This is a genomic window from Actinacidiphila yeochonensis CN732 (genome assembly GCF_000745345.1).
Classification (GTDB): Bacteria; Actinomycetota; Actinomycetes; order Streptomycetales; family Streptomycetaceae; genus Actinacidiphila; species Actinacidiphila yeochonensis.
Genome location: NZ_JQNR01000005.1, coordinates 562535 through 580127, shown reverse-complemented (window position 1 = coordinate 580127; position 17593 = coordinate 562535). Strand labels below are relative to the sequence as shown.

Below are 17593 nucleotides of genomic sequence, written 5' to 3'. Positions count from 1 at the left end.
CGGACAGCGGGCAGAGACGACACGCGGGCCGGGCACGGCAGGGTGGGAGCACGACGGTGATCCACGAAGTGGACGAGGTCCTCAAGAAGCTGCTCAGCGGCGGGGCGTTGAGCGGCTCGGGCATCGACGTCGCCTTCGACGCCCCCACCCGGGACTGGGCCGCCCGCCGGAACGCGCCCACCGTCAACGCGTACCTGTACGACATCCGCGAGGACGTCAACCGGCGCCAGCGGGGCCACATGCCCGTGTACGACGAGCGTGACGTCGTCGTCAAGCGCCGCCAACCGCCGCGCTGGTTCCGGCTGTCGTACCTGGTGACGGCCTGGACGAAGCAGCCGCTGGACGAACACCGGCTGCTGTCCGCCGTGCTGGCCACGCTCATCCCCCGCGAACTCCTCGCACCCAGCGAACTCCCGGGCTCGCTCGGCTCGCTGGGCATGACCGTGCCGCTGTCGGTGGCCGGCATCCAGACCGAGGCCCGCTCCCTGGCGGAGATCTGGTCCGCGCTCGGCGGGGAGCTGAAACCGTCGCTCGACCTGGTGATCACCGCGCCCTTCCCGGCGTACCCCGAGTACGACGCCGGGCCGCCCGTCACCGAGGGCGCCGCGGTCCGGGTCCGCACCGTGGACGGCACCCCGCCCGAGCCGCGGGAGCGCGCGCACCGGCCCCGGCACGTGGCGGCGGCCCGGGAGGCGCGCGAGGCGGCACGGCGCAACCGCGCCTCGGGCCGGACGACGTGACCACGCGGACCGCGCCGCGCGGACGCGATGACTCCGAACCGGCCGCCGAGCCCGAAGCCCCGACGGCCGCCGCGCCCGAAGCCCCCGGCTCCGCCGCGCCCGAAGACCCCGGCCCCGTGGACCCCGCCGGGCCCACGGTCGCCGAGCCGATCCTCGCCCGCCTCGCCGACCTGCGGGAACAGGTGGCGCTGCTGGTCGACTACCGCTCGGCCGGCGACCCCACGGCCGGCGACCCCCTGCGCGGCCTGTACCTGTCGGACGAGGCCGTACGGCATCTGCTGCGCCCCGTGGAGCCCGTGCGGCTCACCTTCCCCTACCCGGCCGGCGAGCCCGCGGACCGGCTGTCCGTCCTCGCCGCCCGTCTCGGCCTGACCGACCTCGACGCCGTCCTCCTGCTCATCGCGCTCGCCCCCGACGTCGACCGCGGCTTCGAGCCGCTGTACGGCTACCTCAACGACGACGTCAGCCGGCGCCGGGCCACCGTGGCGCTCGCCTTCGACCTGTGCGGCATCCCCGTCCACCTGGCGGCCGCACGGGCCAGGCTGCACCCCTCGGCGCCGCTGTGCGCGCTCGGGCTGCTGTCCGTGGAGGAGCCCGAACGCCCCTTCCTGAGCCGTTCGCTGCGCGTCCCCGACCGGCTGGTGGCCCATCTCCTCGGCGACGACTCCCCGGACGCGGCGCTCACCGGGCACCTCCACCCGCTGCCCGCGGCCCCGGAGCCGCACGACGGACGGGAGCCGCGGGACGGGTACGAGCCGGTCCCGGACGGCGAACCCGCCCGCTTCGCCGACCGCCTGGCCGCCCGGATCACCGCGGGCCCGCCGGTCTCGGTCTACGTACGCGAGCGCCGCGAGGGCGACGGCCTGGCCGCGATACGCGCCGCGCTGAGCGCCGCCGGCATCCCGGCCCTGCGCTTCTCCGGCCCCCGCGAACGCGTCCCCGACCTGCTGCGCGAGGCCCGCCTCACCGGCAGCGCGGTCGTCATCGGCCTGTCCGACAACCCGGGCGCGCTGGTCCGCGAGCTGGTGTCCGCCACCGACGTGCCGGTGCTGATCTGCGGGCCGCGCCCGTACGACCCCCAGTGGTGCGACGACGACCCGCTCGTCCTGGAGGCGCCCCCGCGCACCGGCGGAGCGGTCCACGCCTGGTCGGACGCGCTCGGCGGGCAGCCCGGATTCGACCTCGCCGCCACCGTCCTGCCCTACCACCTGGCCGACGACCACATCGCCCGTGCCGCCCGTGCCGCCCGCGGCCTCGCCGCGTTCGACGGGACCCCGCTCACCCCCGCGCACCTGCGCCTCGCCGCCCGTCAGCAGTCCGCCTCGGGCCTGGAACAGCACGCCCGCCGCATCCGGCCCGCCGTCGACTGGAACGACCTGGTGCTGCCCGCCGGGCCGCTGACCGAGCTGCGCGAACTCGCGCTGCGCGCCCGGCACCGCGACCGGGTGCTCGGCGACTGGCGGCTCAGCGCGGGCGGCGGTCGCGGCCGGGGCGTGCTCGGGCTGTTCGCGGGCGGGTCGGGCACCGGAAAGACGCTGGCCGCGGAGGTCGTCGCCGCCGAACTCGGGCTCGACCTCTACATGGTCCAGCTGTCCTCCGTGGTCGACAAGTACGTCGGCGAGACCGAGAAGAACCTCGAACGGATCTTCACCGAGGCCGACCGGACCGACGCCGTGCTCCTCTTCGACGAGGCCGACGCCGTCTTCGGCAAGCGGTCCGAGGTGAAGGACGCGCACGACCGGTACGCCAACATGGAGAGCTCCTACCTGCTCCAGCGCCTGGAGTCCTTCGACGGCATCGCCCTGCTCACCACCAACCTGCGCGCCAACATCGACGAGGCGTTCACCCGGCGCCTGGACCTGGTCGTCGACTTCCCGTTCCCCGACGTCGAGCAGCGCCTCGCCCTGTGGTGGCACAGCCTCTCCCACGTGCCCCGCGCGGCCGGCATCGACCCCGGGCCGGTGGCGGCGGACTTCGAGCTGGCGGGCGGGGCGATCCGCAGCGCCGTGGTGACCGCCGCCTACCTCGCGGCCGGCCGCGCCGAGCCGGTGGCGACCGCCGACCTGCTGGAGGGCGCCCGGCGCGAGTACCGCAAGGCCGGGCGTCTGGTGCCGGGCGAGGGCGCCTGGTAGCAACGGCGCCCCGCCGGAACGGCTCAGGTCACTGGGCGGCGGGTACCGGCAGCGTGAACTCGACCGCCTCAAGGGTCTTGTCGTTGTCGACCGTGCCGCCGAAGGCGAACTCGGACTTCGTCGCCTGGCAGTACGGGGAGCTGCCCCAGTCCGCGCCGCTGTAGCGGACGTTGGAGCAGATCTGCTCGCCGTTGCCGATGCTGATGCCGAAGCCCGACATGTCCGGGGCGGTCTCCTCCGTGCTGCCCATGTAGAGGTCGAAGCCGTCGACGTGCCAGTTCGTCCAGCCCTGCGGCTGCCACACACCCTTGTTGTCGGTCGAGGTGGGGTCGTGGACGTAGGCGTTGATCTTCAGGCCGTTGACACCCTCCACGGAGATGTTGATCGACGTGATCGGCTCGCTCTGGCTGTCGCCGGCCATGGTGCCGTCGCAGACCGGGGGCTGCCAGCCCGTGCCTCTGACGAAGGCGCGGTAGCAGATGTGCCGTCCCGTCGGGTCGTTGGCGGCGAAGCGCTTCACGGCGGTCGCGGCGGTTTCCGGCTTGGGCTTCGAGGCCGTGGTGGCCTTGCCGCCGCCCGACCCACCGGAGCTCGACGTCTGGGTCGACGGAGCCGGAGGCGCGGTGGCCTGTGCGGTGACGGGCGGTGGCGTGGGGAGGGGTGCGGTGGGGGTGGGTACGGGGGTGAGGACGGCGCCGGCGGCGATGGTCTTCTCGCCGGCGTGGCTGGAGACGGTTGGTTTGTGGCCGACCCAGAAGGCGACGAAGGTGATGGCGAGGGCGGTGATCAGGCCGAGGGAGGTGGCGAGCCATCGGGGGAGGAAGCCGCGTTGGATGTAGGTGCCGTCGACGGGGACGGGTGGGTTGCCGGACCGGCTGACGGTGAGGGTGTAGGGGCGTTGTTCTTTGGTTCCGAACCAGATGATCTTGCGGGGCTTCAGTGTGGTCGCGATGAAGGCGGCGCGGCCGGGTTCGATCTGGATGGTGCTGGGGCGGATGTCGTAGGTGAGTTGGTCGCCGTTGTCGGTGCCGTTGAGGGAGGCGGTGAGTTTGGTGTTGCCGAGGTTGTCGACGGCGAGGCGGGGGCGTCCGCGGAGGCGGCCTTTGACGATGGGGGGGACGAGTTCGGCGCGGAGTTCGGTGAAGGGGGTGATGGTGAGGTTGCCCTCGGGGACGGTCGTCGCCTCGGGGTGCTCGGTGGGGGTGATGCGTACGGCGTAGGGGTTGGGTCCGGCGGTGGCGTCCGGGGTGCGCGGGGGTGCGAATGTCAGCGCTACGGTGCCGGTGGTGCCGGGGAAGAGCCGCAGGCTCTGTGGTTCCACGGTGGTCCAGGGGGCGACGTCGCCGACCGGTTCGAAGCGGTACTCGTCCACCACGTCGCCGGTGTTGCGGACGCGGAGCCGCACGGTCGTGCTGCTGCCGGGATCGACCGTGGCCGACGTGGGTTCCAGGGAAGTCCAAAGGCTCACTCGGACACGTTAGGGCCCCGGCAAGGGTTTGTTCAGGAAGCGTTGGGGCAGGGGCGGTTGCCCGCCGAGATGGACGTGCTGACCGTTCGGACGCCCGATCCGGGAGCAGCCTCGCCGGGCCGCCCCCACGGAGAGGGCCACGGAAGGGCCCCGGGGCGCCCCTCCGCCACGGCTGCTTCCCGCCGCCCTCCTGGTGCGGGCCGGGTCACTGGGCGGCGGCCGGCACCGTGATCCAGATCGCCTCAAGGGTCTTGGCGTTGTCGCCGGTGCCGCCGAAGTTCCAGGAGGTGGGCCGTGATCCCTGGCACCCCTGGGTACCCCAGTCCTCACCGGTGAAGCGGATGTTCTGGCAGGTCTGCCCGCTGCCGACGTTGATGCCGAAGGCGGACATGGCCGGGGCGTCCGCCGTGGTGCTGCCGGAGTAGAGGTCCTTGCCGTCGGCGGTGACGGGCGTCCAGTTCGGCTCCCACTTGCCCTGGCCGTCGGCGGAGCCGGGGTCGTGGACGAGGACGTTGATCTGGGTGCCGCTGACGCCGTACGCGGCGACGTTGAGGGCTGTGAGCGGCTCGCTCTGGCTGTCGCCGGCCATGGTGCCGTCGCAGACCGGGGGCTGCCAGCCCTCGCCCTTGACGAAGGCGCGGTAGCAGACGTGCCGCCCTGACGGGTCGTTGGCGGCGAGGCGGTTCACGGCGGTCGCGGCGGTTTCCGGCTTGGGCTTCGGGCCGTGCTGGCCTTGGTGCCGCCGGAGCCGCCTGAGCCACCGGAGTTCGGCGTCTGGGTCGGCTGGGCGGGGGGTGTGGTGGCCGCCGCGGTGGTGGGCGGTGGCGTGGGAAGGGGTGCGGTGGGGGTGGGTATGGGGGTGAGGACGGCGCCGGCCGCGGCCGTCTTCTCGCCTGCGCCGCTGACGACCGTCGGTTTGTGGCTCATCCAGAAGGCGAAGAACGCGAGCACGAAGGCGGCGACGACACCGAGGAAGGTGGCGAGCCATCGGGGGAGGAAGCCGCGTTGGATGTAGGTGCCGTCGACGGGGAGGGGTGGGTTGCCGGAGCGGCTGACGGTGAGGGTGTAGGGGCGTTGTTCTTTGGTTCCGAACCAGATGATCTTGCGGGGTTTGAGGGTGGTGGCGATGAAGGCGGCGCGGCCGGGTTCGATCTGGATGGTGCTGGGGCGGATGTCGTAGGTGAGTTGGTCGCCGTTGTCGGTGCCGTTGAGGGAGGCGGTGAGTTTGGTGTTGCCGAGGTTGTCGACGGCGAGGCGGGGGCGTCCGCGCAGGCGGCCTTTGACGATGGGGGGGACGAGTTCGGCGCGGAGTTCGGTGAAGGGGGTGATGGTGAGGTTGCCCTCGGGGACGGTCGTCGCCTCGGGGTGCTCGGTGGGGGTGATGCGCACGGCGTAGGGGTTGGGTCCGGCGGTGGCGTCCGGGGTGCGCGGGGGTGTGAATGTCAGCGCTACGGTGCCGGTGGTGCCGGGAAAGAGCCGCAGGCTCTGTGGTTCCACGGTGGTCCAGGGGGCGATGTCGCCGACCGGTTCGAAGCGGTACTCGTCCACCACGTCGCCGGTGTTGCGGACGCGGAGCCGCACGGTTGTGCTGCTGCCGGGATCGACCGTGGCCGACGTGGGTTCCAGGGAAGTCCAAAGGCTCACTCGGACACGTTAGGGCCCTGGAGGGGGTAGTTCAGGAAGCGTAGGGGCAGCGGGAGTTGCCCGTCGGGGTGGACCTGCCTGACCGTTCGGGCCCCTGGTCTCCGGCAGCCTCGGTCGGGCTGCTCCCGGAGGCCGCCACCTCCGCCCTCAGCGCGGGCCGGCTCACTGCGCGGCGGCCGGCACCGTGAGCTGAACGGCCTCAAGCCAGCGGGAGTTGTCCAGTGAGCCGCCGAAGGTGTAGTCCCTTCGCGGACCCGCGCATCCCTGGGTGCCCCAGTCGGCACCGTTCAGGCGGATGTTCTGGCAGACCTGCCCGCTGCCGACGTTGACGGCGAAGGCGGACATGGTCGGGGCGTCCGGCGCGGTGCTGCCGATGTAGTTGTCCACACCGTCGGCCTTGATGCCCGCCCATGTCGGTTCCCACTTGCCCTGCCCGTTGGTGGAGTCGGGGTTGTGGACGAAGGCGTTGGCGTCCATGCCGCTGACGCCGTACGCGGAGATGTTGATCGACGTGATCGGCTCGCTCTGGCTGTCGCCGGCCATGGTGCCGTCGCAGACCGGGGGCTGCCAGCCCTCGCCCTTGACGAAGGCGCGGTAGCAGATGTGCCGTCCCGTCGGGTCGTTGGCGGCGAGGCGGTTCACGACGGTCGCGGCGGTTTCCGGCTTGGGCTTCGGGGCCGTGGTGACCTTGCCGCCGCCTGACCCACCGGAGTTCGGCGTCTGGGTCTGGGTCGGTTGGACGGGGGGTGTGGTGGCCGCCGCGGTGGTGGGGGTGGTGTGGGGAGGGGTGCGGTGGGGGTGGGTGTGGGGGTGAGGACGGCGCCGGCGGCGACGGTCTTCTCGCCGGCGTGGCTGGAGACGGTTGGTTTGTGGCCGATCCAGAAGGCGACGAAGGTGATGGCGAGGGCGGTGATCAGGCCGAGGGAGGTGGCGAGCCATCGGGGGAGGAAGCCGCGTTGGATGTAGGTGCCGTCGACGGGGAGGGGTGGGTTGCCGGAGCGGACGACGGAGACGGTGTAGGGGCGTTGCTCCTTGGTTCCGAACCAGATGATCTTGCGGGGCTTCAGTGTGGTGGCGATGAAGGCGGCGCGGCCGGGTTCGATCTGGATGGTGCTGGGGCGGATGTCGTAGGTGAGTTGGTCGCCGTTGTCACCGCCGTTGAGGGAGGCGGTGAGTTTGGTGTTGCCGAGGTTGTCGACGGCGAGGCGGGGGCGTCCGCGGAGGCGGCCTTTGACGATGGGGGGGACGAGTTCGGCGCGGAGTTCGGTGAAGGGGGTGATGGTGAGGTTGCCCTCGGGGACGGTGGTGGCTTCGGGGTGTTCGGTGGGGGTGATGCGTACGGCGTAGGGGTTGGGTCCGGCGGTGGCGTCCGGGGTGCGCGGGGGTGTGAATGTCAGGTCTACGGTGCCGGTGGTGCCGGGGAAGAGCCGCAGGCTCTGTGGTTCCACGGTGGTCCAGGGGGCGATGTCGCCGACCGGTTCGAAGCGGTACTCGTCCACCACGTCGCCGGTGTTGCGGACGCGGAGCCGCACGGTTGTGCTGTTGCCGGGATCGACCGTGGCCGACGTGGGTTCCAGAGAAGTCCAAAGGCTCACCCGGCCACGCTATGTCCTCGCTGACGGTCGGGGCATGGGGTTGCGGGGCAGGGGAGTTGCGCGCCGGGGACGGCGTGGGTGACCTGCCGGACCCCAGGTCGCCCACGGGCAGGACGCGTTGCCCCCAGGTGTGCCCCGCAGGCCATCCCCCGTCCTTGTGGGGCGCGGTACTTCTGTGGATTTACTGCCACTACGCCTTTGCGGGGACTCGTATGCGCGGCCAGGACCAGTCGTCGGACGCGAACCAGCAGGCGACGACAGCCGCGGGTGGATCACGGACGCGTCCTGGAGCGCGGGTGCGGGCGGCAGGTCCAGGATCGGCCGCCGCTCCGAACCACGCCGTCACCAGCCGCTCACCGCGGGCCGTCCTCGCCCTCCGGCGGACGGCGGGGAACGCCGCGTCTCCCGGGAGCCCGCGTCCGCCTCGTCCTCGGCCGGGACTCGCGGCACCGGGTGTACCCGACGGTGCTCAAGCCGCGGGAGTATGCCAAGGCCGGTCGCCCTCGGCCCGCCGGGCCGCTGCCCGCGGACGCCTTGCCCTTGTGGGCAAGGGCGGTGCCCCCGATCAGGTACCCAAGGACGTTTCGGCGTGCGTCCACGCTGCGTGAGGCTGGGACTGTTCCTGTCTCGTACCCCGAGGAGAGCAGAACATGCCGTCCTATCTGTCGCCCGGCGTCTACGTCGAGGAGGTGGCCAGCGGCTCGCGTCCCATCGAGGGAGTGGGCACGTCGGTCGCGGCCTTCGTGGGACTCGCGCCGAGCGGTCCGCTGAACGAGCCGACGCTGGTCACCAACTGGAGCCAGTACGTCGCGTCGTTCGGCGAGTTCACCGACGGGTACTACCTGGCGCACTCCGTCTACGGCTTCTTCAACAACGGCGGCTCCGCGGCCTACGTGGTCCGGGTGGGCGGTACGTCCGAGGGCGCCCCGATCGACGGCGCCGCCGGCTCCGGCCGTGCCGCGGTGAACGGCTCCACCGCCCCGGCCGCGCTGGAGGCGGGCGAGCCCAAGCAGCTCGGCGGGTTCACGGTGGCGGCCATCGCCCCCGGCACCACCGGCACCCTGAGCGTCGAGGTCACGCACCCCGAGGACGAGGGTCCGGCCGACCGGTTCAGGCTGACGGTCAAGGACGGCGACAAGGCCGCCGAGACCTTCGAGGTGACCGCCAAGAAGGGCGGCCGCAACTACGTCGTCACGCAGGTGCGGGAACGCTCCAAGCTCATCACCGTGGCCGAGGCCGTGCCGGCCGGACAGCTGGCCCGGCCGGACGCGCAGACGGTGGCCCTCACGGCCCCCGCTCCCGCCGCGCCCGCCGTCCCCGCGCAGCGGGACGAGTCGCACCCCGGCCCCGCCCACTACCTCGGCGACTCCGCGGACCGCACCGGCTTCGGCGGCCTGGAGGCCGTGGACGAGATCTCCATGGTCGCGGTGCCCGACCTGATGGCCGCCTACCAGCGCGGCGCGATCGACCTGGAGGGCGTCAAGGCCGTCCAGCTCGGGCTGATCGCGCACTGCGAGCTGATGGGCGACCGGGTCGCGGTCATCGACCCGCCGCCGAGTCTGAACGCCCGTCAGATCCGAGTGTGGCGCCAGGAGACGGCCGGCTACGACTCCAAGTACGCCGCCCTGTACTACCCGTGGATCAAGTCCTTCGACCCGGCCCGCGGCCAGTCCGTGCTGATCCCGCCGAGCGGCCACGTCGCCGGCATCTGGGCCCGCAACGACGCCGAGCGCGGCGTGCACAAGGCGCCCGCCAACGAGGTCGTGCGCGGCGCGGTGGACCTGGAGACCCAGATCACCCGCGGCGAGCAGGACCTGCTCAACCCGATCGGCGTCAACTGCATCCGGGCCTTCCCCGGCCGCGGCATCCGCGTCTGGGGCGCCCGTACCGTCTCCTCGGACCCGGCCTGGCGCTACCTGAACATCCGCCGGTACTTCAACTACCTGGAGGAGTCGATCCTCCTCGGTACCCAGTGGGTGGTCTTCGAGCCGAACGACCACGCCCTGTGGGCCCGTATCCGGCGCAACATCTCGGCGTTCCTGGTCAACGAGTGGCGCAGCGGCGCCCTCTTCGGCCGGCGTCCCGAGGAGGCCTTCTACGTCAAGTGCGACGAGGAGACCAACCCGCCGGAGTCGGTGGACGTCGGCCGGGTGGTCTGCGAGATCGGCATCGCGCCGGTCAAGCCCGCCGAGTTCGTGATCTTCCGGCTGGCGCAGTTCTCCAGCGGCAGCGGGGAGTTGGAGGAGTAGCCGGGCCCGGCCTCCGCCGCCGTACGCCTCCGCCACCCCAAAGACCCTCACAAGGACAGCGACACACATGAGCCTTCAGCCGGGTGACGCCCTCACCTCACACAACTTCGGCCTGCAGATCGACGGCGTCATGGTCGAGTACCTCGCCGAGGTCAGCGGCATGAGCATCGAGCAGGACGTCATCACCTACCAGCAGAACACCCCCAACGGCCAGAACGTGGTCAAGAACATGCCGGGTGTGAAGAAGAACGGGACGTGCACCGTCGTCCGCGGCATGACCCAGTCGGACTCGTTCACCCAGTGGATCAACGAGTCGATCGCCGGCCAGATGAGCACGGCCCGGAAGAACGCCTCCATCATCATGATGGACTTCCAGAACAACCCGGTGAAGCGCTACCACCTGCGCAACGCCTGGTGCAACAAGATCGACGCGAGCACGGTGAAGGCCGGCGAGGCCTCGGCGCTCACCGAGACCGTGACCATCGTGTTCGAAGAACTGGTCATCGAGTAATGCGCCGTTCGGCCGCGAGGATCAGCGACACCGCCGGCGAGTCCGGCACGGCCCCGGCGCAGCCCGCGCCGGCGGCCGCGCCGGCCGCGCCGGTCCCGCAGCAGCAACGCCAGGAACAGCGGGAGGAGCAGCGGCAGCTGCGCACCGAGTTCCCGTTCCAGCTGCCGCGCGGGTACGTGGACGAGTCGGGCGTCGTGCACCGCGACGGCGTGATGCGGCTGTCCACGGCGCGGGACGAACTCGTCCCGCTGCGTGACGTGCGGGTGCAGGAGAACCCGGCGTTCCTGTCGGTGGTGCTCCTGGGCCGGGTGATCACCCGGCTCGGGGACGTCCCGATGGTCCACGACGGCATCGTGGAGAACATGTTCGCGTCGGACCTGGCCTTCCTCCAGGACTTCTACCGGCAGATCAACGCGGAGGGCCACACCCGGGCCGCCGTCGAGTGCCCGCACTGCTCCGAGCCCTTCGAGGTCGAACTCGGCGGGAGCCGCCTGGGGGAATCGTGACGTACGCGAACGACCGGCTGCACGAGGAGATCGCGTACGTCGCCTACCACTTCCACTGGAGCCTGGAGCAGATCCTGGACCTGGAACACCACGACCGCCGCCGCTACACGGACGAGATCGCGTCCCTGGTGACGCGCGCCGGAGCGGAGGGCTGAGCGGTGGGGTTCTTGGAGCGGCTGCGAGGCCGAGCGGATGGGACGGAGGCGGGCCCCTCCGGCGTACCGTCCGCCGGCGAGGCACCGTCCGCCGGTGAGGCGTCCGGGCACGGAAGCCAGGGCGGCCAGGGCGGACAGAGCGGCACCAGCGGCCAAGGCGGCCGGAGCGGGGCCGGGCCGGCGGTCGTGGTGCCGGTGGCGGCGTCCTGGGCCGGACTGCCGCCGATCCAGCGGGCCTTGGCCACCGGACGGGCGGGCGTCGCGGACTCCGGGTTCGGCGGCCGGCTGCCCACGTGGCAGAACCCCTCGTTCATGGGCACGGCGTCCCACGCGGTCCTGGACGGGGAGTCGACCTCGATCCTCGGCGCGGCGGCACCCACGGTGTCGGCCCGACCGGTCTCCGGGCTCGAACGCCTCGCGGGCGCCCTGCCGTTGGCGGGTGCCGAGGCGGTCGTGCAGCGGGCCCCCGCCGTACCGCTGCGGGCGCTTCCCCCGAGCCCCGCCGCGCCCGGACCGGACGCGGCCCCGGTGAGCCCCGGCTTCCCCCCGGCGCGGAGCGGCCGGTCCGTCGCGGCGGTGGCCCCGGTGGCCCGGGGAGCCGCCTCGGGCGGTACGGGCGGTACGGGCACGACGAGCGGCACGGGCGGCCGTACGGCGGCGGTGCAGCGCGCTGCGGCGGTTCGACCCTCCGCGCTGAGCGGCCTGGCGCCGACGGCGGGACCCGATCCCGCCCCTGAGCAGGCCAGGGCCCTCACGGGCGGCCTCACGAACGCGGCTGCCGCGCCGCAGCCGCCCTCGGGGCCGCGGGTGACGCCGGTGCAGGCGAGCCCGTCCCCCCGGCCGACATCCCTGACGCGGGCGCACGGCGCGCCGACGGCGGTCCAGCGGCGGGTACTGCCGGTGGCCCGGCGGAGCCCGGCCCCCGCGGGCGGAGCCGGGCAGGCGTCGGCCCCGCGGGCGTCGGCCCCGCGGACATCGGCCGGGCAGGCGCCTGCCGGGCCTGGTGAGGCCGAGGCCCACCCCGCAGGTGCCGCTCCCAGGACCGAACCGCCCGCCGCCCCGGTGCAGCGGGCGGTGGCCACGCGTACGGGCGGTACGGCGGAGAGGCCGCCGGGCGGCGGCACCAGCCCCGCCGGACCTGCCCCGGCGGTGCGGCGTGCCCTGGACACCGGCGAGGTGAGGACGCCGCCGGTGCGGCCCGAAGCGGCCGCGCGGAGCACCACGGGCACCGCCACCCGCCCGGGTGGCAGCCCTTCCGGGCGCTCGGGCCCAGGCGGCAACCCCGGTGCCTCGGGGGGCTCCACCCCTCCGGCCGCGCCCCGCCGCCCTGCCGCGAGCGGCGGCGCGGATGCGGCGGGCGGTGACGTCCCGGTGCAGCGCGCCGCCGTCGTGCCCCCTCCGTCGTGCCCCCTCCGCCGTGCCCCTCCGCCGTGCCCCGCCGCCGTGCCCCCGCCGGAGGCGGCGGCGCCATGCCGTCCGTGCGAGGCGCGGGCGAGCAGGCCGGGCAGGGCAAGCCGTCCCCTCGGCCACGCGGCACCGCATCCGGCACTGCTTCCGGCACCGCATCCGGCACTGCTTCCGGCACCGGCGGAGCCCCGGCGGGCGCGGCGGCTTCGGCAGGCCCGACGGCCTCCCCGGCCGCCAACGGGAGCCCGGCCAACGCAAGTCCGGCCAACGGGAGCCCGGCCGGCGCGACCGCCTCAGGGCCGGCCCCCGTCGTCCAACGGCGGTCGGCGTCAAGCGGCAGCCCCACGCCGCCCGCGCGACCCGCGCTGCCCGCAGCGCCCGTCGGCGGCCGGGCGGCAGCGCCTCGCCCCGGCCTCGGGGCGCCCGTCTCCGCACCGGTCGCCTCGCGCGGCCCGCGCGCCACGTCTGCCGCCGGGGCACCCGCGGCTCCGGCGCCGGGGACCCCCGTACAACGGGCGGCCGTCCCTCCCAGCAGCATCCCGGCGGCCGGGCCCGCGCCGACGGGGGAGGCCGCCGCCACGGGACCGCTCGCCGCTCCCGTCGCCGGTACCCCCGTACAGCGCGCGGTGACCGCCTCCGGTGGCGTGGCCGCCCCGCCGCCGGGGCCCCGGCCGACCGCGGACGCGAACCCCTCCGGCGCTCCGGGCGGGGCGGACGGCTCCCCCCGGCAGCCGGCCGGCTCCGGGCCGTCCGACGTCGCGCCCGGCGCGGGTCCCGCCGTCCAGCCGAGCCCCGTCCAGCCGAGCCCCGTCCAGCGGAGCACCACCAAGCAGGGCAGCACCCAGCGAAGTGCCGTCCAGCCGAGCCCCGTCCAGCCGAGCAGCCCCGTCCAGCGGAGTGCCGTCGAGCGGGGCGCCGCCCGTCCGGTGTCGCGCCTGGGTCTGGGAGCCCCGCTCGCCTCCCGGCCCCCGGCCCGCCCGGCCTCGCCGGGCCCGACCGGTGCCGCGCCCGCCGTGGCCTCGGCGCCGCCGATACCTCCGGCACCGGCAGGGCCGTTCGCGCCGGCCGTCCGACCGGCGGCGGGAGCCCCCGCTGCCGCCCCCAGCGTCCAGCGGGCCGCAGCCGCCCCGGGCCCGGCCGCGAACCCGGCACCGGCACAGGCCCCGGCCCCGCGGCGCTCGCCCCTCGGCGCCCCGGTGCGCGCCGTGCCCGCCGGCACCGCGCACCGTCCGGAGCCGTCCGCCCTGCCGTCGGCCCCGCCCCCCGCAGCCGTGCCGCAGCCGCAGCCGCCGATGTCTCCGCCGTCCGGCGTGCCCGGCCCGGTGGCGCTGCCCACGGCCTCGACTCCCGCTCTGCCGGGCACGGTGCAGCGCAGCGCCAAGGCGGCTCCCGCGAAGGTCGTTCCACTGCGCCGCCCGGCAGCGCCGGCCGGGGCCTCGGGCAGCTCCCCGCTCCCGGTGGCCTCCCTCTCGGCGCCCTCGGCGCACTCGGCTCCCGACACCGCGATGCCGGTCGTCCAGCGCTTCGGGCGGAAGTCCGGCAGGACGGCCGGAAGTCCGGCCGGCGGCCCGGCCCCGCACCGGTCGGCCAGGTCCACCGTCGGCGCCCTCGCGGCCGCCGCGGCGGCCACGGTCGCCGGCACCTTCAGCGGTGTGTCCGGCCGGACGCACCGCCCCGCCGATCCACCACCGCCGTACACCCCCGGCTCGTCGGCGGAGTCGTCGGCGCCGCCCCCGTACGACCCGCCGCCCCCCTACTCCTCGCCACCGCCGCCGGAGTACACGGCGGTGCCCGACGGCGCCTTCGACCCGAAGCAGCTCACCGAGTACCAGCTCGACGAGCTGGCGCACCAGCTCATCGGCCGCATCACGCGGCTGATCCGCACCGAACTCCGGCTGGACCGCGAGCGGATCGGCAAGCTCCGCGACCCCCGCCGCTGACCCCGCCGCCGACCGCCGGACGGCCCGAACCGCCCAGCTCCCCGTAACGACGCCCCGCACGACAGAAAGGCCCGCCGCAGATGCCCAGCCAGGACCCGGGCTCGACCATCTGGTTCTCCCTCAGCATCGACGGTGAGAGCCTCGGCTACTTCAACGGGTGCGAGGGCCTGGCGTCGGAGGTGGAGGTCGAGCACCGCCAGGAGGGCGGCAACAACGGCTTCGTCTGGGCGCTGCCCACCCGGGTCACGTTCTCCACGATCCGGCTGACCCGTCCGCTCACCCCGGACACGACGAAGGTCGCCAAGTGGATCTCGTCCGTGCAGACCGGGATCAAGCGGCCCACGGCGCAGATCGCGGCGCTGCGCGCGGACGGCTCGCAGGTCGCGAGCTGGGGGCTGATCGAGGTGCTGCCGGTGCGGTGGACCGGGCCCACCCTGGACCCCGCCAACCCGGCGGTGGCCACGGAGGTCCTGGAGATCGCCCACCACGGGTTCACGGACTGAGCACCGGGGACCGGAGGCCGGGCACCGGGGACATGGCACCGGGGGCTGAGCGCCGGGGACCGAGAACCGAGAACCGAGGACTGAGAACCGAGGACTGAGGGAGGGCGCACCATGGCCGTGGGCTCCAAGGGCGCGGGCAAGAGCCTGGTCCGTGCCAGCCTGGCGATTCACGAACCCCCGGTGGGCGACAGCACCATGCCCGGCGGGATCATCAGGACGTTCGCCTTCGACTTCAACCCGTCGCAGCTCTCGCTGAGCCGCCGGGCGAACTGGGTGTCGACCCCGGCGCAGATCGAACGGGACGGCTCGCTGCCGGAGTTCATGGGGGTGGAGGCGATGGAGATGAGCGTGGAGATCTTCCTCGACTCCTCCGGCGACCCGACCGGCAACGCCGTGCTGAAGAAGGTCGAGTCGCTGCTGGAGTGCTGCGAGGTGACCGCGAGCAGCGTCGCCGCGAAGCAGCCCTCGCCGCCGTGGGTGCTCTTCCAGTGGGGGTCGTTCTCGACGGCCCGGTTCATCGGGTACGTCAGCGCCGTCGAGGCCTCGTACACGGTCTTCGGCACCACCGGCGTCCCCATCCGCGCCACCTGCCGGCTGCAACTGCACGAGATCCCCGGCAAGACGCCGAACCAGAACCCGACGTCCGGCGCGCTGACCGCGCAGCGCGTGCACCGCGTCGTGGCGGGCGACTCGCTGCAGTCGCTGGCGTGGCGGGAGTACGGCAACGCCGGCGCCTGGCGGGCGATCGCCGAGGCCAACGGCATCGACAACCCGGGGCAGTTGCCGACCGGCGTCGAGCTGGTGCTGCCCGCCGCCGAGGAGGTGCGCGGCTGATGGTGCGCCCCGCGTTCTCCAGTGTCATCGACGTCAGGATCGGCGGCGCCAAGGTGCCGTCGCAGTACACCAGCGCGCTGGTCGACGCCTACGTGGACCAGGGCGTCGGCGTCCCGGCCGCGTTCCGGCTCAGCTTCCGGGACCCGTACCGGAAGATCCTCGGCAAGCTCGGGGTCACCTTCGGCACCCCGGTGACCCTCGCCCCGGTGGCCGACGGCAAGGGCGCCGCCGACCGGCTGCTGACCGGCGAGGTCACCGGCCTGGAGGTCGACTACGACGGCACCGGCACCTTCGCCGTCATCCGCGGCTACGACCTCGGGCACCGCCTGCTGCGCCAGCGCCGGGTGGCCGCCTTCCGCAACCAGAGCGCGTCCGACATCGCCCGGAAACTGGCCGCCCAGGACGGCGTGCCGATCGGGCGGATCGAGTCGACGAGGACGGTGTACGAGTTCATCAGCCAGTCCAACGTCACCGACTGGGACTTCCTCGCGCGGCTCGCCGACGAGAACGAGATGGTGATGTCCGTCGACGCGGACGGCAGGTTCCAGTTCGTGCGGCCCAAGCCGTCCTCCGGTGCCCCCTCCCCGAGTACCGACGGCGACAAGAGCCCGTTCGTGCTCCAGGCCGGCCACGACATCCTGCGGCTGCGGGCCGCCGTCACCGCCGCCGACCAGGTCGGCAAGGTCGAGTCGCGCGGCTGGGACGTCACGACGAAGACGAAGCTCAGCGCGGTCTCGCCCGCCACCTCCAACCCCGCCATCGGGATCGGCACGACGCCGGGCGCGGTCGCCGCGAAGTTCGGCACGGCGAAGCTGGTCGACACGGGCACCCCGTACGACAAGCAGAACGAGGTGAAGTTCGCCGCCGACGCGCTCGCCGACGACGTCACCTCCGCGTTCGCCGAGGTGGAGGTCGTCGCCCGCGGCAACCCCAAGCTGCGGCCGGGCGTCCCGGTGGCGCTGTCCGAGGTGGGCGAACCCTTCGAGGGCAAGTACACGGCCACCTCGGTGCGGCACGTCTTCGGCGACGGCAGCCACTACGAGACGTGGGTGACGGTCAGCGGCCGCCAGTGGCGCTCGCTGTACGGGCTCACCTCCGGCGGCGCGGAGACCGCCCCCCGGCTGCCCAGCGTGGCCAACGCCCTGGTCACCGACGTGAACGACCCGCTCAAGCAGGGGCGCGTCCGGCTGCGGTTCCCGTGGCTGGACGACAGCTACGTCAGCGACTGGACGCGGACGGTGCAGATGGGCGGCCTCGGCGGCGGCGGGGTCTTCCCGATGGACGTCAACGACGAGGTGCTCGTCGCGTTCGACCGGGGGGCCCTCGACCACCCGTTCGTGATCGGCGGGCTCTACAACGGCAAGGACAAGCCGACCACCGTCGGCGACGTCCCGCTGCACGACACCGCGCGCAAGAAGGCGAGCCGGCACACCGTCTCCGACCGGGACGGCAACCGGCTGGACCTGCTCAGCCAGAAGACCGGCGGCCGCAAGCAGGGCGTCCGGCTGGTGTCCGGGGACGGGCAGCTGCGCGTCCACCTGGACCGGACGAACACCGAGATCGTCATCGACAGCAAGGGCGAGGTGACGATCAAGGGCAGCCGGTCGGTGTCGGTGGAGGCGGGTGCGGACCTCTCGCTCAGCTCCCGGGGCGCCATGACGATCAAGAGCGGCGGCCCCCTCAGCATCAGCGGCGACGGCGTGGTCAGCATCAGGGCCATGGGCGAGATGTCACTGAACGCGATGGGCCTGCTGAACATGAACGCCGTGGGCGCCGCGATGCTCACCGGCGAGGGAACCGTGCAGATCAGCTCGATCCTCAACACGACGATCAAGGCGGCCTCGACCCTGATCGAGTCCCCCGCGGTGCTGGTCAACAACATTCCGCTGCCGATATGAGCGTGAACCCC

At 73.6% G+C, this 17593-nt stretch carries 13 protein-coding genes and 1 pseudogene; 10 read left to right on the top strand and 4 right to left on the bottom strand.

Annotated features, from left to right (window positions below; all coding sequences use genetic code 11):
- Nucleotides 1-56 precede the first annotated feature (56 nt).
- Both BS72_RS14405 and BS72_RS14400 read left to right on the top strand, forming a co-directional pair.
- On the top strand, nt 57-740 hold the full coding sequence (locus BS72_RS14405; protein ID WP_037910890.1) for a DUF4255 domain-containing protein: 684 nt from the start codon (nt 57-59) through the stop codon (nt 738-740).
- 116 nt (nt 741-856) lie between these two features.
- Nucleotides 857-2872 carry an ATP-binding protein gene (locus BS72_RS14400; protein WP_037915827.1) on the top strand — a complete coding sequence of 672 codons (2016 nt, stop codon included), beginning with the start codon at nt 857-859 and terminating at the stop codon, nt 2870-2872.
- Between the two features lie 28 nt (nt 2873-2900).
- On the opposite strand, the gene BS72_RS14395 is transcribed toward BS72_RS14400, so the two are convergent.
- The 4 genes and pseudogenes from BS72_RS14395 to BS72_RS39905 all read right to left on the bottom strand — a co-directional run bounded on the left by BS72_RS14395 (nt 2901) and on the right by BS72_RS39905 (nt 7579).
- Nucleotides 2901-4340, bottom strand: a complete 1440-nt coding sequence (locus BS72_RS14395) for a hydrolase (protein ID WP_037910889.1) — start codon at nt 4338-4340, stop codon at nt 2901-2903.
- 205 nt (nt 4341-4545) lie between these two features.
- On the bottom strand, nt 4546-5028 hold the full coding sequence (locus tag BS72_RS39910) for a hypothetical protein (RefSeq protein WP_051951111.1): 483 nt from the start codon (nt 5026-5028) through the stop codon (nt 4546-4548).
- The gene (locus BS72_RS34110; RefSeq protein WP_037915820.1) at nt 5025-5984 is read right to left on the bottom strand and encodes a COG1470 family protein; all 960 of its coding nucleotides are present in this window, start codon (nt 5982-5984) and stop codon (nt 5025-5027) included. Before BS72_RS34110 ends, BS72_RS39910 begins: the two co-directional genes overlap by 4 nt.
- Nucleotides 5985-6146: 162 nt before the next feature.
- Nucleotides 6147-7579 (bottom strand): annotated as a pseudogene (locus BS72_RS39905) (COG1470 family protein).
- A 650-nt stretch (nt 7580-8229) separates the two neighbouring features.
- Here BS72_RS39905 and BS72_RS14375 point away from each other — a divergent pair.
- The 8 genes from BS72_RS14375 to BS72_RS14340 all read left to right on the top strand — a co-directional run bounded on the left by BS72_RS14375 (nt 8230) and on the right by BS72_RS14340 (nt 17582).
- On the top strand, nt 8230-9828 hold the full coding sequence (locus BS72_RS14375; RefSeq protein WP_037910886.1) for a phage tail sheath family protein: 1599 nt from the start codon (nt 8230-8232) through the stop codon (nt 9826-9828).
- A 67-nt stretch (nt 9829-9895) separates the two neighbouring features.
- Nucleotides 9896-10339, top strand: coding sequence for a phage tail protein (locus tag BS72_RS14370; RefSeq protein ID WP_037910885.1), 444 nt, complete (start codon nt 9896-9898; stop codon nt 10337-10339).
- Nucleotides 10339-10845 (top strand): hypothetical protein, encoded by a 507-nt coding sequence (locus BS72_RS14365; protein WP_037910883.1) that lies wholly within the window; start codon nt 10339-10341, stop codon nt 10843-10845. Before BS72_RS14370 ends, BS72_RS14365 begins: the two co-directional genes overlap by 1 nt.
- Nucleotides 10842-11000: a DUF6760 family protein gene (locus BS72_RS37240; protein ID WP_198545893.1), complete on the top strand. Its 159-nt coding sequence runs from the start codon at nt 10842-10844 to the stop codon at nt 10998-11000. Before BS72_RS14365 ends, BS72_RS37240 begins: the two co-directional genes overlap by 4 nt.
- Nucleotides 11001-13612: 2612 nt before the next feature.
- Entirely contained in the window at nt 13613-14347 is a 735-nt protein-coding gene (locus BS72_RS32330; RefSeq protein ID WP_232792406.1) for a hypothetical protein, read from the top strand.
- An 80-nt stretch (nt 14348-14427) separates the two neighbouring features.
- Nucleotides 14428-14850 carry a phage tail protein gene (locus BS72_RS14350; RefSeq protein WP_037910879.1) on the top strand — a complete coding sequence of 141 codons (423 nt, stop codon included), beginning with the start codon at nt 14428-14430 and terminating at the stop codon, nt 14848-14850.
- 111 nt (nt 14851-14961) lie between these two features.
- The gene (locus tag BS72_RS14345; protein WP_037910876.1) at nt 14962-15684 is read left to right on the top strand and encodes a CIS tube protein; all 723 of its coding nucleotides are present in this window, start codon (nt 14962-14964) and stop codon (nt 15682-15684) included.
- The gene (locus tag BS72_RS14340; RefSeq protein ID WP_037910874.1) at nt 15684-17582 is read left to right on the top strand and encodes a VgrG-related protein; all 1899 of its coding nucleotides are present in this window, start codon (nt 15684-15686) and stop codon (nt 17580-17582) included. The genes BS72_RS14345 and BS72_RS14340 overlap by 1 nt, the downstream gene beginning before the upstream one ends.
- The last annotated feature ends 11 nt before the right edge of the window (nt 17583-17593 follow it).

Coding starts and splice junctions, on each gene's coding strand:
- BS72_RS14375 (WP_037910886.1), top strand. CDS start 8,230: ATGCCGTCCTATCTGTCGCCCGGCGTCTACGTCGAGGAGGTGGCCAGC.
- BS72_RS14350 (WP_037910879.1), top strand. CDS start 14,428: ATGCCCAGCCAGGACCCGGGCTCGACCATCTGGTTCTCCCTCAGCATC.
- BS72_RS14370 (WP_037910885.1), top strand. CDS start 9,896: ATGAGCCTTCAGCCGGGTGACGCCCTCACCTCACACAACTTCGGCCTG.
- BS72_RS14365 (WP_037910883.1), top strand. CDS start 10,339: ATGCGCCGTTCGGCCGCGAGGATCAGCGACACCGCCGGCGAGTCCGGC.
- BS72_RS14345 (WP_037910876.1), top strand. CDS start 14,962: ATGGCCGTGGGCTCCAAGGGCGCGGGCAAGAGCCTGGTCCGTGCCAGC.
- BS72_RS14340 (WP_037910874.1), top strand. CDS start 15,684: ATGGTGCGCCCCGCGTTCTCCAGTGTCATCGACGTCAGGATCGGCGGC.